Raw genomic sequence first — 23,647 nt, forward strand, 5'->3', positions numbered from 1 at the left:
TCATGAAGATCGCAGCGTTCATTCCTGCCCGATATGCCGCCACACGCTTTCCTGCAAAACTTATGCAAGTACTGGGAAACAAGTCGGTGATCAGACATACCTATGATAATACAGTAGCTACCGGTTTATTTGATGAAGTGTATGTAGTAACAGATAGTGATATCATTTTTCAGGAAATCAGTTCTCATGGCGGTAAAGCCATTATGAGTAAAAAGCAACACGAAAGCGGTAGTGACCGTATTGCAGAAGCAGTGGCGGATATGGATATTGATATTGTTGTAAATGTGCAAGGGGATGAACCCTTTGTTCAAAGAGCGCCATTGGAAAAATTATTGAATGTTTTTGAAGGAGAAGCCGGTAAATCTGTACAAGTGGCTTCATTGATGCAGGAATTAAAAGAACAAACATTTATCCAGGATCCCAACTATGTAAAAGTAGTAGTAGATAGAAATAACAATGCCTTGCTATTCTCACGTAGTGTAGTGCCTTATCCAAGAAGTACCGATGTGCCGATCACTTACTATGAACATATCGGTGTTTATGCATTCCGAAAACAGTCACTGATCAATTTTACCAACTGGCCAATGACACCATTGGAATCCGCAGAGAAAATTGAATGTCTGCGATACCTGGAATATGGAATACCGATCAGAATGGCAGTGACGGGTTATATGGGAGTAGAAATTGATACACCAGAAGATTTAAAAAGAGCAGAACAATACCTGCATCAGCAATAAGGTATTTTTAATACTAAACCGCTGTAACGGTTGCAATTGACATAAGGCAAAACTTTATCTTTACAATACCCCCAACATCATTTTACCAACAATGCCAGCATGAGCAATACTAACAAAAACAGGTCGGTCATAATGCATGGAAGGGTTCGATGGCTGTTCTTTTTCGCCGTACTTACATTGATCAGTTTTGGTATTGTACTGTATCTCATCAAAAAAGACCTTGATAAGACCAGAACTTCCGTTGATTTCACGTATTCTGTTTTAAAAGATATCGCCGAACTAAAAAGTTCTTTGGGGCAAGCAGAATCAGCTACACGCAGCTTATTGATCACAAATGATAAAAACTGGCAACCCATTATTGAGCAGCTGCATGAAAAAACAAATACGCTGTACGCCCAGGTAGTATCTAAGATCAAAAACGATTCAGCTTTTTCTTCTTCATCACTGATCTTATTGAAAGAACTGATTAGGAATAAAGAGAGCTTTCAAAAATCAGTGCTTGCTGATACTACAACAGCTGAGAACATTAAAAAGAGACTTTCTTTAACAGGCGAAGGGCCTCAACAATCTCAGGCTGCCTTCAATATACTCAATAGGCTTACTGTTTGCGGTGAAATCGTGCTCAGCCAAAGGCTAAAGGATAATGCGCAGAATTATTCCAAAAGTATTTATGCGGCCATTATTGGCGCCATCATTGCTTTTATAATTGTATTGGCATTGATCATTCAACTCAATAGAGATATTTCCCGCAGAAAGAAAGCAGAAGAAAGTGTTGGTTATAGCGATGAGCGTTATAAAAACCTCATTGAAAATGCGAGTGTGGTAATGTATACCACTGACCTTAATGGTATGATCACATTTGCGAATCAACAGGTAGGCGATCTGACTGGCTATTCCGTAGAAGAACTGATCGGCAAAGATTTTTCCTTTTTGTTACATCCTTCCTGGATGCAACAGGTATTCAATCATTATACCCAACAATTTCAAAATAAGGTCACTTCCACCACTTTAGAATTCGTCATCAGAACAAAGACCGGTAATCAAAAGTGGGTGGAGCAAACCGCACAACTGATCCTTAAAGATGACATGGTACAAGGATTTCAGTGTATGGTGAGGGATATTACTGAAAAGAAGAAAATAGAACTGGAGCTGAAAGAATCAGAACAACGCAGAAAAGAAAATCAGTTAAGACTTGAAGCCATCTTAGAGAATACTACATCACTCATTTTTATTAAAGGATTAGATGGAAGATATATCACCATCAATAAACGTTTCAAAGAGGTAATGGGTGTTAGTGATGAAATGGTGATTGGCAAAACCGATTATGAATTTAGTGAGAAAGAAGCGGGAGATCATTATAAAATGCTTGATGAGGAAGTGGTCAACACCCGTAAACCTGTAGAAACAGAAGAATGGATCTTTGGTCCGGAAGGAAGGAAGAATTTATTGGTGATAAAGTTCCCGCTAATTGATCACAGAAAAAAGATCTTTGGTATTGGTGGTATTGCTACCGATATCACAGATCGGGTTTTGTATCAACAGAAACTCATTGAAGCCAGGAAAAATGCAGAAGAAGCAAAGCAGTTGCAGGAACAGTTTCTCGCAAATATGAGTCATGAGATCCGAACTCCGATGAATGGTATTCAGGGTATGACCAATTTGTTGTTGCAGACAGAACTCAACGGACAGCAAAAGGAATTCACTTCCATGATCAAAAGATCGGTCAATAATCTATTGGTCATTGTGAATGATATTCTTGATTTCTCGAAGATCAAGGCCGGGAAAATCACACTTGATAAGGTTCCTTTTCAAATACGAGAAGTGCTCAATCAAATCAAAGTTCAGTTTGAACATGAATTAGCTCAAAAAGAACTGGACCTCATGATTGATCACGATATGGGACTTCCGGAAACCGTTATCGGCGATCCATATCGTTTGAATCAGGTTCTTGTGAATGTGATCGGTAATGCCGTGAAGTTCACAGTTAGCGGAGAAGTGAGAATCAAAACAGATGTAACACAACAAACAGGAAACAAAGCCAGTATCCGATTCACGGTAACTGATACCGGGATTGGTATACCCGAAGAAAAAACGGGGATCATCTTTGAACCCTTTACTCAGGCTGGTCCGGAGATCGCCAGAAATTATGGGGGTGCCGGATTGGGATTATCTATCTGTAAAGGATTACTTGAATTACAAGGGGGATCGATTCAATTCGCAAATATACCCGGTGGCGGTGCGGAGTTTGTGATCCAGATCCCATATGAAGTACAATATGAACAGAGTGCTGAGAGAGATGAATCACAACTATTGAAAGGCAAAAATTTCTTGGTAGTAGAAGATAATGAGGTCAACCAGAAATTGGTCAGCTATGTTTTAAAGAAAGTGGGCGGTAATGTTGACATTGCAAACAATGGTAGAGCAGCCATCGATCTGTTAGAACAGAAAAAAGCATACTATGATCTGATCATTATGGATATTCAAATGCCGGTAATGGATGGATATGAGGCCACTGAATACATCCGAAATACATTGCAGTTGCAAACACCGATTATTGCAATGACCGCAACAGCATTAAAAGGAGATCGTGATCGTTCTGTACAAGTTGGGATGAATGATTTCATGTTGAAACCTTTTGAGTTTAATGACCTTTATAAAAGATTGATACGACTGCTTATAAAAGATACCATCGAAACAGATAACCTTGATGCTATGAATAGCCAGAAACTATATGACCTCTCTTTGTTAGAAGGTCTGGATGACAAAGACTCGCTATTGGATGTGCTGAACTTATTTCTAGAAAACACACCTGCGCAGATGACAGAACTTGCTCAGCTATCCGATACTGGCGATTGGGATGCTTTGTATCAGCTTGCGCATAAATTAAAAGGAGCACTCGCTATGTTGCAGGCAACCCATATTTCCGAATTATTGGGTAAAATTGAAGCGGCAGGAAGAGAAAGAAACGACACCGATCAGATACCGGCTAAAGTAGCGGAGGTATGCGCTTTATTTGACCAAATGAAGGCCCAATTGATAGACGAAAAAGAACAGATCATGGGTCGATAACCCGAAATCTCGTACTTTTATTCAGTATCTTAAAGTCCGAAAGACATATATGAAAATCCTGGTTGCAGAAGATGAACCCATGTTATTAAAAACGATTGAGCTCAAGCTTAAGAAAGAGGGTTATGACGTCATTGCCACAATTGACGGAAGGGAAGCTATCTCAAAGATCGAATCTGAACAACCGGATCTGGTTATTTCAGATATAATGATGCCTTATGCATCCGGTTTGGAGTTGACGGCGATGTTGAAAAAAGGAGAAAAGCAGATACCCATTATTATCTTATCTGCAATGGAGCAGGAGAAAGTAGTTATGGAAGCGTTTGAATTAGGCGCTGATGATTATATCACCAAGCCATTTAGTTTGAACGAATTATCTATCCGCGTAAAAAGACTCATGACCCGATTAGGAAAATCCTGATCCTTAATATTGATCGTATGTCTTTCAATCTGAATATAGGACGAATTCTTTTTGCAGTATTTGCAATATCTGTATCGCCGGTAGTCGCTCAAACTGATACGAGCAGTTCAGATGGTTTGTTGAAAGCGGCTCGAAAAGCAGCATTTGATGACGACAATTATCCGCAGGCTAAAGTCTATTTATATAAAGCCATTGAAAAAAGTCCTAATTATTCTGACCTGCGTGTTTTTCTAGGAAGGATCTATACATGGACAAAAAATTATGATAGTGCAAGGATTTGTTTTGAAGAAGTGTTGAAACAAAATCCGGGTTATGAGGATGCATGTTTGGCGTATGCAGACATGACATTCTGGAATGATGAAAACGAAAAATCATTGACCATTTGTGAGGAGGGTATCAAGTACAATCCTAAATCTGAAGGATTGTATCTGAAGAAAGCAAGGGTATTGAATTCCATGAGAAGATTTAGTGATGCAGATAAAGCAGTTCAAGTGGTGATATCACTGAATAAAAACAATACAGAAGCCAGGGCATTGGCTAACCGTATTCGGGAAAATGCAGTGAAGAATAGAATCGGAGTGAGTTATGATTTTGTAACCTTTGATAAACAGTTTTCTGACCCATGGCACTTGGTCAGTGTTGATTACGGAAGAAATACCGGTATCGGTTCTATCATTGGACGATTCAATTATGCCAATCGTTTTGCATCGAACGGATATCAATATGAATTGGAAGCGTATCCGCGTATTTCCAACACCTTCTATAGTTACGTGGGAATAGCGTATTCTGATAACATTGGTGTTTTTCCGCATTGGCGTGGTGGATTTTCCCTATATGCCAATCTTCCCAAAAGCTATGAAGCTGAGTTGGGGGTACGTTATCTTAAATTTTCAGGAGATCCAACTTATGTCTATACAGGGTATGTTGGTAAGTACTACAAGAGTTGGTTATTTGGTGCGAGAGCTTATATAACACCCAGTACATTCACGAGCACGGTTTCTTCATCATATAATCTATCGGCGCGTTATTATTATGCCAGTGCAGATGATATGTTAGGCTTTAATATCGGTTATGGTGTTTCTCCCGATGACAGACTCAATGTTATTCAATTGAACGGGGTTACCCAACTTACCTCTTATAAGGCAGGATTTATTTTCAGAAAAAAGTTTTCCAAGTTTAATGTATTCACTATTGATGGTAGTTGGTTGAATCAGGAGTATCTGCCGAAAACAATCGGTAATCAATATCAATTCAGTATTGGATGTCTGAGAAGGTTTTAAATAAACGTACTCGAATTAAAATTTCTTGGCGAGGATTACTAGCCATTATTATATTCCTATTGCCTTTTTGGATGCTGGTAGTGTGGTTCTTTCTTCCCGGAAGAAAACTACTTATAGCAATTGTTGATAAAACGGTTGTTGAATATCCCGGACAAGAACATCTTTCCTTGCATTGGGTATTGAATCAGGAAAAATTTTTGAAGAATAACACAGAGCGTTACGAGCCTGATAAAGATTACTTTGGTTTTTTCCCATTAGAAGATGAAAAATACAAACTCAAAGGACTAGAACGCTTCGATTCAACACAATTGCAGAAGCTAAGTGTGGATGCAGATGCAGCCTATATTACAGATGCATATGGTGTTTTTCGTAATGAATGGTTCAAGCAAGGCAATATTCAGGATAGATCAGGTATTGTATACGGAGGCATGAGTAAACAGGATATTTATTTTCTGGAATTGATGAAACAAAAAAATAAACTCATCATCACAGAATTCAACTCAATTGGCTCACCGACAGATCCTGTTATCAGAAATAAATTTGAACAGACATTTGGCATCAAATGGTCTGGTTGGATTGGTCGGTATTTCGAATCTTTTGATACCACAATCAATAAAGAATTACCCACCTGGCTCATTAACAATTATAAAAGATCGCATAACGATCAATGGCCGTTTAAAAAGGGTGGCGTAGCGTTTATCAATGCAGAAAATGATCTGGTTGTTATTCTTGAAAGCGGCAAACACCTGAAAACCGACCTGCCTTATATTTATGCTTCTCAAGAAGGAATCGAACACTACGGAATGCCGGAAAAAATAAAGTACTCATTTTGGTTTGACATTGTTAATATTGATCCCAAGGTCAATCATGTGGTCTCTGATTTTAGGATCGATGTGAATGAAGCTGGACAAACAGAATTGAATCAATACAAAATACCAGCTACTTTCCCAGCCATTACCACACATATCAATAAGGACTATCGGTTCTTTTATTTTTCAGCAGATTTTTGTGATAACCCCATTTCACTTTCCTCTTCCTATTTCAAAGGCGTATCATTATTCAAATGGATGATGTACACAGAACGAGAGCCATTAGAAAGAAAGAGTTTTTTCTGGCGTTTATATCGTCCCTTGGTAACCACCATTCTGAATGATTATTATGATAGTATCAAGGAAAATCAATAACGGGTATATTTCTGAATAAGACTGTCGGGAAGCAATTTTCTTTCCTGCATGAACCGTAGGTTCTTTCTTTTGAATTGGTTAAAAGAAGATTTCAGTTGAAACTTTTTTTCATTGGTAGGGTCTGGCTCCAGATCCATATTAGCATTAATCTTAAAGAAATCATCACCACTCAACATGTATGAGCCTCTGACATAATCAATCAAATCAGGTTTTGTCTGCTTTAATGGTATGGAATGATTATTCCGGAAAACTCTTCCAGTATCAATACCAGTACCTAACCATGCATTAAAGTTAGGAATGGTTAAACCATAACTATACTTTAACCAGGCAGTCAGTGTTGGAGCAATATCAAAGTGACTAGAGATAGCTGAAAACTTTTCAGGCTTATGTAACATAGGTGAATAGATGATCAATGGTACATGATAACGATCTAGCTTAGTACTCATTGGTATTTCAGGCATACGATGGTCGCCGGTTATAATGAAAACCGTTCTTTTAAAATCTTTTCTCTTACTGTATTCATTTAAAAACTGCCGGATAGCATGATCCGCATAAAGAATACTGGAGTATTGATCCTGATATTTTCGATAATTTCTTTTCTGTGCCTCTGCAAACTTTAACTCACCCATTCTTTTTTCAAAGCGATTCACATATTCTTGTTGACCATTGATCAGAAACGGACTATGTGTTGCTACCGTTAGGATGATATCTAATTTTGAATGAACACTATCATCTGCTGACTTATCCAGTACCAATTTGAAAAGTGAAGCGTCATCGTAACCCCAGCTAAATCCGGATGATGAGGCAGGTAGTTTTTGATATTTAGCAGCGTTAAAACTTCTTTCATCATAAATTTTTTCAACGCCGGTCTTTCTCAAAAACTGCTCCATATTATCAAAAGCAGATGCACCTCCATAAAAGAAAGAAGTCTGATAGCCATTATATCTCAGCAAATTTGCAATCGATAAATGTGACGGCATCTGATCACCTAATTCATTGAAGCCACTATTGCCAAAAGGAAGTGAGGCCAATACAGATGGAAGTACTGTAAATGTTCTTCCGCCTGTACTTAAGAAGTTTTCCCAATACAGACTTTTATTTGAGAGAGAATCAAGAAAAGGCGTAAAGCTACCTAGGTAAGCGTTTTGATTGCTAAATGCTCTTCCCAAGCCTTCTACAAGAATGATGACAATGTTGGGAGGTATTGAATCTTCTTGTGAAAAGAAGCTGCCTAGAACATTTTTAGTACTATCAGATTTATGTAGAAACGGGTAATTTTTAGTATCAATCTCCGTGTCTGCAAGAATATTGTCTGATTGATAATCGTCGCGATAAATATCTTCTTCCAGATCTTTCGGAAAGAATTTATTGAAGCTGGATGAATAGAAGTAATAAGATTTATTGAGTGATAGGTTATTACTGTATTCTCTTCCCGGAAGTAACGCTGCTGTTACTTTATTCAGATCCCTGATGCCGGCAGTAACGATCAATAGAATAAAAAAGACAACGATGCCATCATTGGCCAACAATCTTTTAGGGAGTTTTATCAACGTAAAAACGGAGACTGCGCTGATTGATATCAAGCCTAATATCGCCAATATGGATAATCCTCCTGATGCTCCAACGGTTTGCTGAATATCAGCCCAAGAATAACTCCAAAGATCAGCGCCGAGAGGAACAAAGGATTCAATAAAATATTGTGATAATGCCAACTGAACCAATACAGCAAGTGAGCCCAGAATGATGAAGGAGATCCGTGCAACTTTTTTGCTGAAAACATACAGCAGTGTATACGGAAGAAAGCACCAAATAGTAAGTGATGACATGAATGCGATGTCTTTCGCTAAACCATATAGTATCACTTCTTTAAAAAATTCCGGCTCCCCATGTTCTTTATAATCTAATACGATTTCAATTCCTCTGGCTACTATGAACAATAACAATAAGGCTAGTATATGTCCGAGATAATAACGGAATGACTGGAATAATACATCCGGTATTTGATTCAATACTGGGGCCACTTTTCTTTTGTACCAGGAAAGTTGTACAGGTGCTTCTTCTGCGACTACAGGTATCGGTTCAGGTATGACTTCTACAATAGGTGCTGTTATTTCTTCTGCAATAGGCTGAGGTGCATCCGTGGTTTTCTTTGCAAAACCTTGACGGGTCATTTCTCCCCAGCTCTTCTTTTTTCTGAAATAATCTATGTATCCTTTGATAGCACTCCATACCACAAATGGATGAAAGTAAAAAGGTTCTGTAAGAGCCGTCAGTAATAAAACCAGAATATCGATCCTTCGTTTGTATTGATGATAAGTGATCACTTCCATCAAGATCGCGAAGGCGGAATATAGGTATCCAAATGAAACAATGAATAATAAGTAGGCAAAGAAAAATCCCCAGTCAAGCATGCCAAATGCAGCAAATAAAAAGAAACAAACAAAGCCAAAGAACTCAATGACAGGAGCACACATTTCAAAAAAGAACCAGTAGGGATAACTCAGCATTCCCAACAATCCGTATTTCGGATTAAAGAACATTTTCTTGTGAAACTTCAATGTTTCGATCGTTCCTCTTGTCCATCGATTACGCTGTCTTCCCAAAATATCAAAAGAGCTGGGCGCTTCAGTCCAGCAAAGCGGATCAGGAATATATGTTACTCGATACTTTTCATTGCGTTCTTCCATATATCGACGCATTCGCACCACCAACTCCATATCTTCCCCAACTGTATTGTGATCATATCCGCCACACTTAATCGCAATGTCTTTATCAAAAGCACCAAAAGCTCCCGAGATCAGCATCAATCCATTCAATCGGCTCCACGCCATTCTTCCCAGAATGAATGCCCTTATGTATTCCAAAATCTGCATTCGTGGCAGATAATCTTCTGCAAGTTTTACTTTTACCAAACGACCATCTTCAATGATACAGGAGTTGGCAATTCTTACCACACCACCTGAAGCGATCACGCGCTCACCGGTTTGCTCTAAAAACGGTTTGATCATTTTTAGCAGCGCATCTTGCTCCAGGATACAATCCACATCAATACAAACAAGGTATTTATTCGAGGAGATATTAATACCTACATTTAAAGCATCTGCTTTTCCCCCGTTCACTTTATCTACTACCAATAGTTTATGATAAATAGGGTTGCGACTTTTATAAACACCTCTTACATCTTTGGTCTTTATTTTATAGTCTACGAAATAGTCGATCTTTTCCAACTCATATGCCTGGATCATCTTTTGTAAACAATCATCTTTACTTCCATCATTGATAACAATTACTTCAAGATTCACATAATAAATGGAAAGAAGTGATCGAATATTTTCGACAATGGTTTTACCCTCATTATAAGCGGGTGCGAGAATGCTTACTGTTGGGGCATGCGGAGAAGAAGCAAGGACCCTGTAGTCTGTAAAACTATTTTTATGAATATATTTTCTTGTTTCGCCGATCGAAAAAATAGCGATGGCGATATAGGATAATAATAGGAGTGTGGAATAAATGAATATCCCATAAGTCAGTATATCAAAAGCGATATTTAGTGCTACATCCCAGTTCATTTCACACTTTTTACATGTCTAAGTATTCTTTCAAATGGCTCCGGTTCTATCGTAGCTCTATGCTCAATTACCTGAATACCATCTGTACAGCTATTGGTTAGTACAGTGGCTGCTTTTACTTTGATAATATTATCGGGCGCATCTAATAATTTGATCATGAAATCCTTTTGATCATCATTGGCCAAACTTGCCAGGCTATTGAGAATATGAATTTGGTTTTCAAAATCTTCTTTGGAGAAATATCCGATCAGCATCGATGCCGTGTTTTCATCCGAAAGAGCGATCATTGTTTTGATGGCCTGTGTACGAACGATTTTAGAAGGATGCACCAAACACTCCACCACTTTATCTTTCACGGCAAACTGCTGGTATTCTGCTGTAAGCCTCAGTGCAAACACAACTACCGTATCATTTTTTGATAAAAGCCATTTTGGGATTCTATCAGAGAGGTCTTCTTTTTTGCCAAACAATTTCAACTGTTCCAGAAGTTTGATCTGTTGCCATAACGTAAGTGGATAAGTGATCACATCCAAAAAGCGCAGACCGTTAAAACCCGTCAAATGAATAACAGCTATTTGTGCTTCTGAACGAACAAACTCATGTTTACTATTGGTTTCCCGATAGATCTTTGTCAGCAGATCTTTTTGATCCATCAAATACAATTCCTGGATACCTCGAGCTTGCAGATACCATTTACGTTTGTTTTTCATCTTGAACAAAGAATCTTCGCGAAGCCCCAGTTTATTGTACAAGACAACAATGTTATCAGCAACTGCCCCCGAAAAATTCTTTTTGCATTTGATCAATTCATCAATGGCAACCTGTCTGGCTTTCGGATCATTCAGCATCCGGAAGAATTTTTTGGGGATATCAATACCCTCTATGGTTTCTTCCAAAATGATATGGCTGATCCACACTTCAATATTGCTTTTGATACGCTCGGTATGAAAAAAGAGTCTTTTTTTGGCAATCGTCTGTATATAGATCATCGCTACGATCAATAAAATGCATACAGACATTATCTTGACACCTATCATGAGATTTTCCGGACTCATGAATTGCAGGAAGTCCCTTCCAATAGAACCGGATAGGAGTATGAAACAGAAAGTACTAATCCCAGTTAAAGTCATTTGAAAAAGAATAATAATTCCGGTTTTGGCGTGTTTCGAACATTAATTTACGTAATCTGAACGTATAATCTTCTCAAACACCTTGGTTTCTTATAAATCTGTAAATAACGGAACAGCGGGGTTTATTATTACCTGAAGTATAAGCGAAATGCAAACTTTTCGGCAAAAGTATTCTGTTAGCCACCGGAATACCTGTTTCCAGTAAAAATTTAGTTGAAATTTAAGTTCAATAGCCTCTTTTGCCTGATAGGTCTTTATGAAGTAAATGGTTCTGAGTATGTTTGTGGCATTATAGGCATTCAAAATTTTTGATATGAGCTTTCGCAATTTTAAAATGGTCGATTATGTAGTTTTTGGAAGAGGTGCTTTTAATCAGTTAGATGAAATTCTTGCACCCCGCAGAAAAGCAGATGCCCCCATGATTTTTCTGGTAGATCACTTCTTCGAAGGAAAGCCTTTGGTAAACAGAATACCCTTACGTGGCAAAGACCAGATCATTTTTGCGGATGTGACCTATGAGCCTAAGACCACTCAGGTAGATGCATTGGCCAATGAGCTGAAAGAGAAATTCGGAACGGTAAGTGGTATCATTGGTATTGGCGGAGGTTCTACCATGGATTTAGCCAAAGCAGTATCACTAATGATGAATAATCCCGGTTCCTCAGCCGATTACCAGGGATGGGATCTGGTAAAATTTCCCGGTGTATATAAAGCAGGTATTCCCACATTGAGTGGTACAGGGGCAGAAGTTAGTCGAACAACCGTACTGACCGGTCCAACAAGAAAGCTGGGAATGAACAGTGATTTTACGCCCTTTGATCAGATCGTATTAGATCCTGAGTTGACCAAAGATGCACCTGTTAATCAGCGTTTTTATACGGGGATGGATTGTTATATCCATTGTATAGAAAGTCTGGAAGGAACTTACCTGAATGAGTTCAGTAAAAGTTATGGTGAGAAAGCCTTGGAACTTTGTCAGAAAGTATTTGTTACCAAAAACCATTGGGATGATGAAAGTGATGATCAACTGATGATGGCTTCCTATGCTGGTGGCATGAGTATTGCCTATTCCCAAGTAGGTGTGGCGCATGCAGTAAGTTATGGACTTAGCTATTTACTTGGAACCAAACATGGAATCGGAAATTGTATCGTGATGAACCATTTGGAAGAGTATTATCCGGCTGGTGTTAAAGAGTTTAAATTGATGGTCGAGAAAAATAATATTGATATACCTCAAGGGATCTGTAAAGGACTTACAGATGAACAGTTCGACACCATGATCAATGTTTCACTAGGTATGAAACCCTTGTGGGAGAATGCTTTGGGCAAAGATTGGGAAAAAATCATGACCCGAGAAAAGCTAAGAGCATTGTATGAAAAACTATAAATCCAGCTTGCAATTGTAAACTTCTTAGAGTAGTTTGTTTCAAATTTTAATTATGAAACAAACTATTTCCCTGCTTCTATTCATACTACTGTTAGCAGCATGTAGTAATCAATCTGAAAAAGCTGTTGAGGCAAATGTCACTTTCAATATTGATAGTGTCAAAGCACAGATTGAAGTGAACAAAGACAATTTTATCAAAGCATTCGCCACGGGTGATTCTGCATTATTTGTTTCACTTTTCACTAAAGACGGATGTCTGATGCCTGATGGTGCTCCTAAAATGTGTGGGCCGGCTGCTTTGTATGCTTTTTTGAAAGGCGGCATTGAAATGGGTATCGCGGGTATGAAGCTAGACATTATAGAAGTAACCGGTGGACCTGAACTGGTTTCAGAAGAAGGTGTTTATCAAATCCTGGATAAAGAAGGAAAAGCGGTAGAATCAGGTAAATTCCTGGTGACCTGGAAGCAAGAAGAAGGGGTTTGGAAAAGATATCGTGATACCTGGAATGCAGAAACACCGGCACCTACAGCACACTAGTGCAATTGCATCAAAAAAAGGAAAACCCGTAAGAATGAATTGCTTGCGGGTTTTGTTTTATATGCCGCAACATTAAATAGTATCTTTACATAATACATTTAAATACAGATCAATTTGAAGTTTACAGATTTAGGACTCGATCAGCGGATTTTAGACGGCATTGATGCCATGGGTTATGAAACCGCCACACCCGTTCAGCAACAAGTGATGGTTCCCATTTTAGAAGGAAAAGATATCATTGCTTCAGCACAAACCGGTACGGGAAAAACAGCTGCTTTTTTATTGCCACTTATACATCGCTTATTAACTGTTCCGCATGATTCGAATGAGATCAACGCCATGATCATTGTGCCTACTCGCGAATTGGCCATTCAAATTGCGGAGGGTTTGGAAGGACTCTCTTACTTCACGGATGTAAGTTCTATAGCTGTGTATGGAGGGAGTGGTGGTGATTCTTTTAATGCAGAAAAAAAAGCCCTGACACAAGGTGTAGATATTGTTATATGTACCCCGGGCAGAATGATCGCACATCTGAACATGGGTTATGTGAAATTAAAAGGATTAAAATATCTCGTGCTTGATGAAGCAGACAGAATGCTTGATATGGGCTTCAATGATGATATCATGAAGATCATTTCATTTCTGCCCAAAGAGAGACAGAACCTGCTTTTCTCGGCTACCATGCCCATGAAAATGCGTGAACTGGCCAGAAAGATCCTGCGTGAGCCGGTAGAGATCAATATTGCAATATCAAAGCCACCGGAGCAAATTGTTCAGAAAGCTTTTATTGTATATGAACCTCAAAAGATCCCTATCATAAAAGATATGTTGGGGGGCAGTAAGTTTCAAAATGTGATCGTCTTCTGTTCTAAAAAACAAAATGTAAAACAACTCACAGCAGAATTGAAGAGAGCCAAACTTTCTGCAGAAGAGATTCATTCTGATTTGGATCAAACTAAAAGAGAGCAGGTACTACAAGACTTCAGAAATAAAAAGTTGAACATACTGGTCGCAACAGATATTTTGAGCAGGGGTATTGATATCGAAGATATCGATCTTGTTATCAACTTTGATGTACCCAATGATGGAGAAGATTATGTGCATCGTATTGGTAGAACCGCCCGTGCAGCCAGTAAGGGTACTGCTTTTACACTGGTAAGTGAAAAGGAACAAAACAAATTTGCAGCCATAGAAGCACTGCTTGGTGAACCTGTTTTAAAAGGGACAGTGCCAGAAGAGTTTGGACCAACTCCGACCTACAATCCTCGCGCACCGAGACAAGGTGGACAAAATAGAAGATCACAGGGAAACAGAAGAAATGGTCCGCCAAGGGGCGACAAAAAAAAGTGATCATATAGTTCATTATAAATATCATTTCATGAAATACCTGGTTTATATCCTGCCGTTATTAGCAGGATTAACAATCACTACGCAAGCGGGTGTGAACAGTCAATTGAAAACAGCCGTGAATAATCAATGGGTAGCAGCTTTTATTTCTTTTGTTGTTGGAACCATTGCGCTGGCATTGATCATTATTTTTACCAAACAATCATTCCCCAATACGCAACAGCTACAACAGATCGAATGGTATAAATTTTCAGGAGGTCTTCTCGGTGCCTTTTTTGTAACCGTTATTATTTACTCGGTTCAGCAGATAGGATCAGCCAATGTATTTGCATTGGTCATAGCAGGACAATTACTATTCGCGCTGGTATTTGATCATTTCGGACTGTTTGGTTTCAAACAAAGCCCCATTAACTGGGGTAAAGTAATGGGAGTATTGATGTTGATTGGTGGGGCCTATCTGATCAACCGTAAGGGATAGGATTAAAATTGCGCAGAATGAGCAATTTTCTAATTTGAATAGACGTTATAGTAATAAATAACGTCTTATGGCCTCTTTCAGAAGCTTTGTAGGATCAGAATTAATGTCTTTCAGACAGCATATAGCAGCTTTACGAAATATGCTTCCGCAGAATATTAAATTAAAACCTTCGGAAAGAAGAAGCATGTTCAAATTGAATGACAAAAAGAAAGAGTTTGTAGAGAAGGCAGTACTATCCATGCGAAAAAATCCGGCAACCGTTCCCTCTTATGTTGATGTGAATACCTGCAATAACTATATTCAATTGTATAAGCAGTATAACGAGTTGTTGAATGAATTGGAAGAAGTAAAAACAAAGATGGAAGATGCCAAACTATTATTAGGCAACGAAATATTGAAACAAACCAGGGCATATTTCCACAACTCTAAGAATGCAGCGCTTTCGGGTAGTGAACAGTTTGGACAAATTTATAAAGACCTGAAACCGCATTATGCTGTTGGAAGAAATAGCCGGAGAAAAGAAAAAGAATCGTAAAGTTTTGATAAGATACTACTGAATAAAAAGGGGCGACAGATTCTGTCGCCCCTTTTTGCTGTAAACCATTCTTATGGATAATTAGAAGCTAGGTATTAATACAAATAGCTCAATGCTGTTTTATCGTTTGCATTGAATGGACGGTTTACACCGTTACCAATACAAGCGAGCATCCATGAATTTGGATCTGGTCCTGCAGGTGTACCCGGAATTAAAATAGCTCCAACAGTAGAAGCTCCTTCATTGCTGGTAGCACCGCCACAGCTATATGAGCGATCCATATAATCGGTATGACGGAAACCAATACAGTGACCTAATTCATGTGCAAAAATGGTAGCTGCATAATTGATAAAAGTTGAAGAAGTTCCAGAACCGATAGCTCTGGTATTCACTTTTACAGAATTAAACGGATCCCCACTTGCAGTTGGGAAACCTGCAGAAGCCAAGTAGCTACCACTCGCGCGATCGAAAGTGATATTTGCACCAGAACTTACACGCTGAAAAGTGATTTGTAAATTTTCAGCATTGTAACGACGAACTACTTCATCCAGTACAGGACCATAAATCGCAGCATCTATTCTGCTGGATAATGCAACCGTAATGGTTCTTGGTAAACGAGTTACCAGGTTGGTGGTTCGGTATTGCTCAACATCACCAACACGTAAAAAAGCTCCGTTCAAAGAACGTTTCAATTCATTTGATGGAATAAAAATATCTCCCTCAACAATATAACCTCCTTCTTCAGGAATAATATTAGTGGTAGAAAAACCCAGTGCTTTTACACTGTTAATGACATCTTGTGAAACTTCTTTTTTGATTTCTTGCTCAGGAGCAACTGCTTTTTGACAGGAAACAGCGGTTATCAGTAAAGCGATAACAGCCAAGGAAAGGCGCATGTTTTTTCTCATGTGTTTAAGTTTGGATTTTTAGAAATGGTTTACAGTGAAGTTGGATTTCAAACTGAATTTAAGGAATGTATGAATCAGACAAAAGCAAATTTGAGCAACGCTGTTGCAAAACCGCAAGCTGATTCATAAACCCGAATAAAGTTGCAGTCTGTTCTTCTTGTAGATACGTAGATGAGTAAAAAAACGATTTACCTATCTTTAATGTTCCCGTTTCCTATGCACATGAGAAGAGGTTTGTTTTGTTTTTTATTATTTGGTTTTCTGTATGCTCAATCTCAACCTTCGAGCCGACAATATATTCCTCATGTCTTAAAGCCTTTTGTTGAATCATCTTTATTAAGCTCATTTGATCAACATTCAACAAAAAAAATATTTGCGTTGATCGGTGAATTACCGAAGACAGTTTCGGCACTCAGAAAATTATCGGATACCATCACCATTGTTCAGATAGAAGATCCCCAAATCATTTCATCTCTTTGGAAGTTGGGTAAGTTAATGCCGGTGAATGATGCCTGGAAATTTCCTCCCGGTTTTATAGCACCTGCTACAACAGAAATGATCCATCAACAAAAAGCCTGGTTGATTGAAACAACGGATACAGATATCCTAACAAAGCGAATCCATGAAAAAGATGCTGTAACGATCACAAGTATATCCGGTAAACATATACAGCTCAATGCTTCTTGGAAATGGATCCAAGAGTATTTAGTGCAAAACCCGTCTATCTTATTTATCGCGCCGGTAGCTAAACCTTTTACCGAAAGAGAACTAACCGGATTTGATTTATCTGCAAATAAAGGAAATCTGGCACATCGTATATGGCCAACGATCAATGGCAGCGGTCGGAGTATTTCGATCAAAGAAAATAAATTAGATACTGCTGATATTGATTTTAAAGGACGCTATGTTTCTTCATCACTTGCTTCTTCAAGAATAGAAACACACGCAACTACAATGGCAACGATTGCTGCAGGAGGTGGTAATACCTTTTATACAGGAAAGGGATTTGCTTATGGAGCTTCCATTACTTCATCAGATTTTGCTAATCTACTTCCGGATCCATTATCTGAGGTAATGCGTCTGCGTGTGGGTCTTCAAAATCACTCCTATGGAACAGGAATTGAAAATTATTATGGAGCCGATGCCGCAGCATATGATCGTCAGACAAATTCTGAAGGCCTAGGATTGTTACATATTTTTTCTGCAGGAAATCAGGGCACACAAGCTTCTTCATCAGGCAACTACGCAGGTATTAATGGTTTTGCAAATCTCACAGGTAGTTTTAAAATGTCAAAGAATAGCATTGCTGTTGGTGCTACAGATTCTTTTGGTGTAGTGCCGGCGCTGAGCTCTCGGGGTCCGGCTTATGATGGTAGATTAAAACCGGAGTTGGTTGCTTTGGGTGAAGACGGTTCTTCAGGTGCGGCGGCTATTGTTTCCGGTATTACAGCTTTGTTACAACAGGCATATCAACAGAAAAATAACACAGAAGCTAGCACAGACATGATCCGAGCTGTTCTGTTTAATAGTGCTGATGATATTGGATCGCCCGGTCCTGACTTTGTTTCAGGATACGGAATGGCAAATGCATACCGAGCCATCAAAACCATACAAGATGATCGGCTAATCAATGGTTATGTAAGGGATAGCCAAGAGTGGGTTCATCAAATAACAGTACCGGCAGGAGCGAGAAACCTTAAAATAACACTTAGCTGGACCGATCATCCTGCTCAAACAAATGCATATAAGGCATTGGTGAATGATCTGGATATGATCCTTGAACATCCTGCTTCTGCACAAACTTGGTTACCATGGGTATTAAATTCATACCCACATCCGGATTCGCTACGTAAAAATGCTGTGCGAAAAAAAGATACCTTGAATAATCATGAGCAAATAACCATCGCATTACCTGCTGCAGGTACCTATAATATAAAAATATCCGGAACGTCTATTCCAACACTAGCGCAGATTTATGCGATTGCCTGGCAGTATGATACTGTTTCGCATTTTATATTCAGTTACCCTGTTAAAGGAGATCTGCTGGAACCTGCAAGAAAAAACACACTTCGTTGGGAAACTACTATAACAGATACCGCTACTTTAGAATATAAATTGAATGATGGCAATTGGCAAACAGTAGCCAATGGTGTGAATCTTTCCCATCAATATTTTCAATGGCAACCGCCGGATACTACTGCTGCTATTCAGCTGCGCATGAAAGCTACACAACGATCTTGGCTGAGTGATACTGTTGGAATATCTAAAAATTTATTGATCAATACCGGATTTAATTGTGCGGATTCTTTTCTGGTCTATTGGCAGAAAGCAAAAGTAGACAGTTATCGGGTATATCGACTTGGCGAACAATATCTCGAACCTTTTATCACGGTCAGTGATACTGCTTTGATTCAACTGAAACAGAATAATCCTTATAGTTTCTTTAGCATAGCACCTTTGTTGCCACTCCAAAAAGAAGGTAGACGGGCTTATACATTCGATTATCGACAGCAACAAGTTGCTTGTTATATCAGTGGATTCATTGCAGATCCATTTGGTAATAATGCAGCAAGACTTAATCTACAACTGGGTACTACTTATCAGGTGAAGAAGGTTGTATTTGAAAAATTAACCGCATCAGGTTTTTCAGCATTTCAAGAAATAACACCTGTTACCAATACCCAGCTTACGATCACAACCCCCGCCAATAATGGATTGAATGTATATCGTGCAAGAATTGAATTACAAAATGGCACCAACTATTATACACACCCCGAGCAAGTACTTCTTTTTGGTGCGGCAGCTTATTATGTATTTCCAAATCCAATACAACCCGGTGCCACTTTGAATATCATGGATGCTGACCCTGATAATAAAGAGTTTCGTTTGTATGATGTATTTGGAAGATTGGTAATGAAAGAATCATTACAAGGACTTCGAAATCAAGTACGGATGCCCCTTTTGCAAAGAGGTGTTTATTTTTATGTGATCATTCAAAACAATGATCGAATATTGAACGGACGTCTGATCGTACAATAAAAAAGCTGCCCGATCAACGAACAGCTTTTCTCATTTAGGGGGTAATATATTATCCTTTATTTTTTCCTTTACCATTGCCATTACCGCGACCATGACCTCTGCCGGGATGGTTCCTGTAACGATCATCATCACTATCTCTGATCACAATTTGTTTTGGACCTTTCCAGTTTTTATATTTTACTCGGTATACATCTGCTCTTAAATAAGGTCTAGGTTCATTGATCACGATCTTCGGAGAAGCATACAAATCATAACCTCTGTACCTGCCAGGCAAAGAAGCGGCAAAGATCCATCTTCCTCCATCCAAATAAATAAACCTGCGCTCGGGTACATAATAATAGACATCAATATCAGGCATATAATAGTAGTCTACATGATCATACCCAACAGGTCCCCATAATGGTTGACTTCCAATATTGATATTCGCATTGATTCGTATTTGTGCATCTGCGTGCTGCTGACTCATCCATCCAAACGTAATCAGCAAGAGGAATAATGTTTTCTTCATGTGTTAAAGTTTTATACCTCTAAAAATGCAAATAGGATGCCAAACTGGGCATTGTTTTGAAAATAACTGATTTACAGCTGTTTATAAGCTTAGTACTGTATTTTTCTATCTCGTGCGCTGATCATCCATTCTCCTCGCTTTTGATGATCTGTGATCGTAAAGGCTCTTTCATATAAAGCGCAGGTTGGACAAATATGTATCGGTAAACCGTATAAAATATCACCGGGTTGATAGGAGTGATTTTCTGGTGCACGCAGTACCAAATGTTCTTCACTTTGTGATATTGCTTTTAATTCCGGCGCATTTAAAAAATGTACTCTTTTCTCCAATGGATTCTCCGCCGCAATAGATTTATGTCCGAGATCTGTACAGATCATTCCGGGAGCTGGCAAAGAAATAATTCTTGTTAACACCAATGCTGCAGGAATGAAGGGTTGTTCAGGAAATAAAGATCCATAACCATGATCCCAATACACAAATGTACCCGGACTGCAGACTACGTTTTCTCTTTGCGCATGGATCGGAAAGCTTGGACTACCTCCTGCAATGATCGATAATGTGATCCCATGCTGATCTTGCATTCTTTTTTGTAAAGCACTTGTTCTGGCAAATGCAGCATCACAAATTTGTTTTCGCTCAATCAGATCCGTATTACGAATATGTCCGTCGTAAGCATGTAATCCGGCAAGATGAAGTGATGACTGTTGTAAACAAAATTCAATCAAACCCTCTGATTCTTCAGGAGCAATACCGGTTCTATTCATGCCCACATTCAGATCGATGTAAACAGTCAGTCTGGTATTTGCTTTTTTAGCAGCAAGGGCTATTTCTGTAGCAGCAGGAATATTATCTGTCAAACAGGCGTACTGCGTAGTAGGATAATGTTCGATTACTGCAAGAAAACGATTCAACTTTGGACCTAAAGGTTGATAGGCAAGTAAGACATCTTTTGCTTTACAGATTCCCAATAACTCCGCCTCTGCAATCGTAGCACACTTGAATTGATGTATACCTGCACGCATCAATAGTTCGGTTACTTCTTTGGTCTTATGCGTTTTGATGTGTGGTCTGAGTCTTGATGCATCACCTACCAAACGTATAGCAGCATCAATATTTTGCTGTACGCGTTCAGGATATACCAGTAATGCAGGTGTATCGATTGTAGATGGGTCAGTAATACTGTACCAAGCGTGTTGATGGTTACTCATACATGTAATTCAAAAATGGCTTCAATTTCAACAGGAATATTTCCGGGGAGTGAACTCATGCCTACTGCACTTCTCACGCCGACACCATGATCAGGTCCCCAGATAGCTGCAAACAATTCACTACAACCATTGATCACAAAAGGATGATCAGCAAAACCCTGAACCGCATTTACCATTCCCAACACTTTGATCACTCGTTTGATCTTATCAAGGCTGCCTATGTTTTTTTTGATGGTAGCTATCATGGCCAGTCCTACCTGGCGAGCGGCTAGCTTGGCTGCTTCTTTGTCCATATCCAATCCTACGATACCAACGATCCAGCTGCCATCATTTTGTAAAGTACCATGTCCTGATAAATACAAGTACTCTCCGTCGACCAAACATGGCTTATACAAGCCCAAGGGTTCGGGGGCAGGAGGTAAACTGAGATTCAAAGCTGCAAAAGCTTCTTCCGGTGTATGTTGTAGCATAATCGTGGATTAAAATCTATGATTCTGTACAGCCAAGTTATAAAATCCTGTAACAAGCTGTTCATTGTTGATAATTCATATTGAAAATGTGGACTAATAACAGGAGCAACCAATACAGGCATATACTACTATTGATGAACTTTAAGCAACCAATGAAACCCCGGCATGATACCACTTCCACTAGTGATTCCCGAACCGATAAAAAATGATCGGGTAGATTTTGCAAGGGTTGTAAGAAACCCTGCTACCGGACAATTCTCTTTACATGCCACAGCTTTCTTTGATCAGGGAGAAATGATCTGTGAATTCGGCGCTGTTGAAATAGTTGATACACCGAGTTACAAGACTTTACAAGTGGGTCTGCGAAAACATATTCTCTTATATCCGGATTGTTTACAGTATACCAATCACGGTTGTGATCCGAATGTGTTTTTCGATACAGATAAAATGCAACTGATTGCATTGAAATCAGTTCAGCCTGGCGATGAAATGGTATTCTTTTATCCATCTACAGAATGGAAAATGGCGAGCGAATTCAAATGTACTTGCGGAACTGATCAGTGTTTGGGCATTATTAAAGGCGCATCAGCACTAACAGAGGAGATACTGCAAAACTATCGCCTCACTTCATTTATACACTTGCAACTGAAAAACAGATAGTACCTACATGTTGATCTCTCTATTAACAGAAGAAGAATATAGTCGTTTAAAAATTTGGGTACTCGCACCTTCTTTGGTAACCAATGATCCCAATATTGATTATTACTATGATTTTTCACAAAGTATTGAAGAGTATACCCGCGTTTTTGAATCACTGAATATCCAATGGCAATGGCAACCGGTAACAATGGAAGATTATTCAGCGATCATCACCAATATTCTCGATGAAAAACAAAGCGAGACATTCTTTCCCATCGTACTAAATCTTTGTGATGGCGATGAGATCAATGGTACACCGGGTATTTCCGTAGTTCAATTATTAGAGTCATCCGGATTGATCTATACGGGTGCTGATGAATATTTTTATCAGATCACCACTTCCAAAATTCCAATGAAGAAAGCTTTTGATGAAGCGGGTGTTTCTACCGCTACATGGAGAAGTATACTTAAACCGGAAGATGCTACACAATCTGTGCTCACATCATTGGGAAGCCCACTGATCGTAAAACCTGCTGTTTCAGGAGGTAGTATGGGAGTGGGCATTCGTAATGTGGTTAGTACAGAAGCAGAATTGAAAGAACAGGTACTCCAGATGTTCAAAGGATACAGAGGGTGGAATTTAGCTGCGGATGGAATGATAGCAGAACAATTTATCCAGGGACCGGAATTCACTACGATGATCGTAGGTTCGTGGTACGATCCGCATCATTGCATGGTCTATGATGCTGTTGAAAGAGTGTTTCATTCCTCGCTTCCGGAAAAAGAAAAATTTTTATCCTTTGATCGTTTATGGGAGATCTATGAAGAAGAAACACCCATGCCTTCAGATGAACACTTTTATGAATATCGAAAAGCTGCTGATTCACTTCAGGAATCAATAAGATCTATGAGCCTGGCTGCATTCCTTGCAGTAAAAGGAACAGGTTATACAAGAGTAGATATCAGGCAAGATGCGAATACCGGAAAATTATTTGTGTTGGAAGTAAATGCTCAGTGTGGATTGAGTGAAGATGAAGATTATACTTCTATTGGTGCGATATTAAAAGTGAACAATGAGAGCTTTACAACCCTTATTCAAACCATTCTTTCTGAAGCAGTACAACGGTTTAAATTAAAACAAACAGAAAGAAATCAAATGACTCCTGTGCATGCAGGATACTAATTAAAGTTTCGTAAAAACAA

Annotated in this window: 19 protein-coding genes; 13 read left to right on the forward strand and 6 right to left on the reverse strand. The window is 38.9% G+C overall.

Features of this window, described 5'->3' with window-relative positions:
* Window positions 1–2 precede the first annotated feature (2 nt).
* The 5 genes from kdsB (at window position 3) to ABXG83_RS10380 (ending at window position 6,688) form a co-directional block, all read left to right on the forward strand.
* Complete coding sequence (gene kdsB / locus ABXG83_RS10360) at window positions 3–737, forward strand: 3-deoxy-manno-octulosonate cytidylyltransferase (RefSeq protein ID WP_353548788.1); 735 nt, start codon at window positions 3–5, stop codon at window positions 735–737.
* A gap of 99 nt (window positions 738–836) precedes the next feature.
* Window positions 837–3,806 carry a PAS domain S-box protein gene (locus ABXG83_RS10365; RefSeq protein WP_353548789.1) on the forward strand — a complete coding sequence of 990 codons (2,970 nt, stop codon included), beginning with the start codon at window positions 837–839 and terminating at the stop codon, window positions 3,804–3,806.
* 49 nt (window positions 3,807–3,855) lie between these two features.
* Window positions 3,856–4,224: a response regulator gene (locus tag ABXG83_RS10370; protein ID WP_250687043.1), complete on the forward strand. Its 369-nt coding sequence runs from the start codon at window positions 3,856–3,858 to the stop codon at window positions 4,222–4,224.
* Between the two features lie 17 nt (window positions 4,225–4,241).
* Entirely contained in the window at window positions 4,242–5,504 is a 1,263-nt protein-coding gene (locus ABXG83_RS10375; RefSeq protein ID WP_353548790.1) for a YaiO family outer membrane beta-barrel protein, read from the forward strand.
* A complete protein-coding gene (locus tag ABXG83_RS10380; RefSeq protein WP_353548791.1) occupies window positions 5,486–6,688 on the forward strand; it encodes a hypothetical protein in 1,203 nt (400 codons plus the stop codon). Before ABXG83_RS10375 ends, ABXG83_RS10380 begins: the two co-directional genes overlap by 19 nt.
* On the opposite strand, the gene ABXG83_RS10385 is transcribed toward ABXG83_RS10380, so the two are convergent.
* Together ABXG83_RS10385 and ABXG83_RS10390 are read right to left on the reverse strand one after the other, a co-directional pair.
* Window positions 6,682–10,257, reverse strand: coding sequence for a sulfatase-like hydrolase/transferase (locus ABXG83_RS10385; RefSeq protein WP_353548792.1), 3,576 nt, complete (start codon window positions 10,255–10,257; stop codon window positions 6,682–6,684). The two genes, ABXG83_RS10380 and ABXG83_RS10385, sit on opposite strands and share 7 nt — an antisense overlap.
* Window positions 10,254–11,312 (reverse strand): HEAT repeat domain-containing protein, encoded by a 1,059-nt coding sequence (locus tag ABXG83_RS10390; protein ID WP_353548793.1) that lies wholly within the window; start codon window positions 11,310–11,312, stop codon window positions 10,254–10,256. The genes ABXG83_RS10385 and ABXG83_RS10390 overlap by 4 nt, the downstream gene beginning before the upstream one ends.
* 388 nt (window positions 11,313–11,700) lie before the next feature.
* Here ABXG83_RS10390 and ABXG83_RS10395 point away from each other — a divergent pair, with 388 nt between their 5' ends.
* The 5 genes from ABXG83_RS10395 (at window position 11,701) to ABXG83_RS10415 (ending at window position 15,672) form a co-directional block, all read left to right on the forward strand.
* Window positions 11,701–12,774: an iron-containing alcohol dehydrogenase family protein gene (locus ABXG83_RS10395; RefSeq protein WP_353548794.1), complete on the forward strand. Its 1,074-nt coding sequence runs from the start codon at window positions 11,701–11,703 to the stop codon at window positions 12,772–12,774.
* A 52-nt stretch (window positions 12,775–12,826) separates the two neighbouring features.
* On the forward strand, window positions 12,827–13,312 hold the full coding sequence (locus tag ABXG83_RS10400; RefSeq protein WP_353548795.1) for a nuclear transport factor 2 family protein: 486 nt from the start codon (window positions 12,827–12,829) through the stop codon (window positions 13,310–13,312).
* A gap of 114 nt (window positions 13,313–13,426) precedes the next feature.
* A complete protein-coding gene (locus ABXG83_RS10405; RefSeq protein WP_353548796.1) occupies window positions 13,427–14,662 on the forward strand; it encodes a DEAD/DEAH box helicase in 1,236 nt (411 codons plus the stop codon).
* 28 nt (window positions 14,663–14,690) lie between these two features.
* Window positions 14,691–15,137 carry a DMT family transporter gene (locus ABXG83_RS10410; protein WP_353548797.1) on the forward strand — a complete coding sequence of 149 codons (447 nt, stop codon included), beginning with the start codon at window positions 14,691–14,693 and terminating at the stop codon, window positions 15,135–15,137.
* A gap of 67 nt (window positions 15,138–15,204) precedes the next feature.
* Window positions 15,205–15,672, forward strand: a complete 468-nt coding sequence (locus ABXG83_RS10415) for a hypothetical protein (protein WP_353548798.1) — start codon at window positions 15,205–15,207, stop codon at window positions 15,670–15,672.
* Between the two features lie 95 nt (window positions 15,673–15,767).
* Here the strand turns inward: ABXG83_RS10415 and ABXG83_RS10420 are convergent, their stop codons facing one another.
* Complete coding sequence (locus tag ABXG83_RS10420; RefSeq protein ID WP_353548799.1) at window positions 15,768–16,580, reverse strand: M57 family metalloprotease; 813 nt, start codon at window positions 16,578–16,580, stop codon at window positions 15,768–15,770.
* A 222-nt stretch (window positions 16,581–16,802) separates the two neighbouring features.
* On the opposite strand from ABXG83_RS10420, the gene ABXG83_RS10425 reads away from it, so the two are divergent.
* A complete protein-coding gene (locus tag ABXG83_RS10425; RefSeq protein ID WP_353548800.1) occupies window positions 16,803–19,619 on the forward strand; it encodes a S8 family peptidase in 2,817 nt (938 codons plus the stop codon).
* A gap of 49 nt (window positions 19,620–19,668) precedes the next feature.
* Here the strand turns inward: ABXG83_RS10425 and ABXG83_RS10430 are convergent, their stop codons facing one another.
* The 3 genes from ABXG83_RS10430 to ABXG83_RS10440 all read right to left on the reverse strand — a co-directional run bounded on the left by ABXG83_RS10430 (window position 19,669) and on the right by ABXG83_RS10440 (window position 21,805).
* Window positions 19,669–20,127: a hypothetical protein gene (locus ABXG83_RS10430; RefSeq protein WP_353548801.1), complete on the reverse strand. Its 459-nt coding sequence runs from the start codon at window positions 20,125–20,127 to the stop codon at window positions 19,669–19,671.
* A gap of 89 nt (window positions 20,128–20,216) precedes the next feature.
* Entirely contained in the window at window positions 20,217–21,335 is a 1,119-nt protein-coding gene (locus ABXG83_RS10435; protein ID WP_353548802.1) for a D-TA family PLP-dependent enzyme, read from the reverse strand.
* On the reverse strand, window positions 21,332–21,805 hold the full coding sequence (locus tag ABXG83_RS10440; RefSeq protein ID WP_353548803.1) for a RidA family protein: 474 nt from the start codon (window positions 21,803–21,805) through the stop codon (window positions 21,332–21,334). Before ABXG83_RS10440 ends, ABXG83_RS10435 begins: the two co-directional genes overlap by 4 nt.
* A gap of 165 nt (window positions 21,806–21,970) precedes the next feature.
* Between ABXG83_RS10440 and ABXG83_RS10445 the strand changes: the two genes are divergently transcribed.
* Window positions 21,971–22,465, forward strand: coding sequence for an SET domain-containing protein-lysine N-methyltransferase (locus ABXG83_RS10445; protein WP_353548804.1), 495 nt, complete (start codon window positions 21,971–21,973; stop codon window positions 22,463–22,465).
* Window positions 22,466–22,472: 7 nt separating this feature from the next.
* Complete coding sequence (locus tag ABXG83_RS10450; RefSeq protein ID WP_353548805.1) at window positions 22,473–23,627, forward strand: hypothetical protein; 1,155 nt, start codon at window positions 22,473–22,475, stop codon at window positions 23,625–23,627.
* Window positions 23,628–23,647: the final 20 nt, after the last annotated feature.

This window comes from Sediminibacterium sp. KACHI17 (assembly GCF_040362915.1).
Taxonomy (GTDB): Bacteria; Bacteroidota; Bacteroidia; order Chitinophagales; family Chitinophagaceae; genus Sediminibacterium.

What these genes read in the sequence shown, in the direction of transcription:
- ABXG83_RS10400 (WP_353548795.1), top strand. Translation starts at nt 12,827, where the DNA reads ATGAAACAAACTATTTCCCTGCTTCTATTCATACTACTGTTAGCAGCA.
- ABXG83_RS10370 (WP_250687043.1), top strand. Translation starts at nt 3,856, where the DNA reads ATGAAAATCCTGGTTGCAGAAGATGAACCCATGTTATTAAAAACGATT.
- ABXG83_RS10425 (WP_353548800.1), top strand. Translation starts at nt 16,803, where the DNA reads ATGAGAAGAGGTTTGTTTTGTTTTTTATTATTTGGTTTTCTGTATGCT.
- ABXG83_RS10385 (WP_353548792.1), bottom strand. Translation starts at nt 10,257, where the DNA reads ATGAACTGGGATGTAGCACTAAATATCGCTTTTGATATACTGACTTAT.
- ABXG83_RS10375 (WP_353548790.1), top strand. Translation starts at nt 4,242, where the DNA reads ATGTCTTTCAATCTGAATATAGGACGAATTCTTTTTGCAGTATTTGCA.
- kdsB (WP_353548788.1), top strand. Translation starts at nt 3, where the DNA reads ATGAAGATCGCAGCGTTCATTCCTGCCCGATATGCCGCCACACGCTTT.
- ABXG83_RS10445 (WP_353548804.1), top strand. Translation starts at nt 21,971, where the DNA reads ATGATACCACTTCCACTAGTGATTCCCGAACCGATAAAAAATGATCGG.
- ABXG83_RS10365 (WP_353548789.1), top strand. Translation starts at nt 837, where the DNA reads ATGAGCAATACTAACAAAAACAGGTCGGTCATAATGCATGGAAGGGTT.
- ABXG83_RS10415 (WP_353548798.1), top strand. Translation starts at nt 15,205, where the DNA reads ATGGCCTCTTTCAGAAGCTTTGTAGGATCAGAATTAATGTCTTTCAGA.
- ABXG83_RS10435 (WP_353548802.1), bottom strand. Translation starts at nt 21,335, where the DNA reads ATGAGTAACCATCAACACGCTTGGTACAGTATTACTGACCCATCTACA.
- ABXG83_RS10410 (WP_353548797.1), top strand. Translation starts at nt 14,691, where the DNA reads ATGAAATACCTGGTTTATATCCTGCCGTTATTAGCAGGATTAACAATC.
- ABXG83_RS10430 (WP_353548801.1), bottom strand. Translation starts at nt 20,127, where the DNA reads ATGAAGAAAACATTATTCCTCTTGCTGATTACGTTTGGATGGATGAGT.
- ABXG83_RS10390 (WP_353548793.1), bottom strand. Translation starts at nt 11,312, where the DNA reads ATGAGTCCGGAAAATCTCATGATAGGTGTCAAGATAATGTCTGTATGC.
- ABXG83_RS10440 (WP_353548803.1), bottom strand. Translation starts at nt 21,805, where the DNA reads ATGCTACAACATACACCGGAAGAAGCTTTTGCAGCTTTGAATCTCAGT.
- ABXG83_RS10380 (WP_353548791.1), top strand. Translation starts at nt 5,486, where the DNA reads ATGTCTGAGAAGGTTTTAAATAAACGTACTCGAATTAAAATTTCTTGG.
- ABXG83_RS10420 (WP_353548799.1), bottom strand. Translation starts at nt 16,580, where the DNA reads ATGAGAAAAAACATGCGCCTTTCCTTGGCTGTTATCGCTTTACTGATA.
- ABXG83_RS10395 (WP_353548794.1), top strand. Translation starts at nt 11,701, where the DNA reads ATGAGCTTTCGCAATTTTAAAATGGTCGATTATGTAGTTTTTGGAAGA.
- ABXG83_RS10450 (WP_353548805.1), top strand. Translation starts at nt 22,473, where the DNA reads ATGTTGATCTCTCTATTAACAGAAGAAGAATATAGTCGTTTAAAAATT.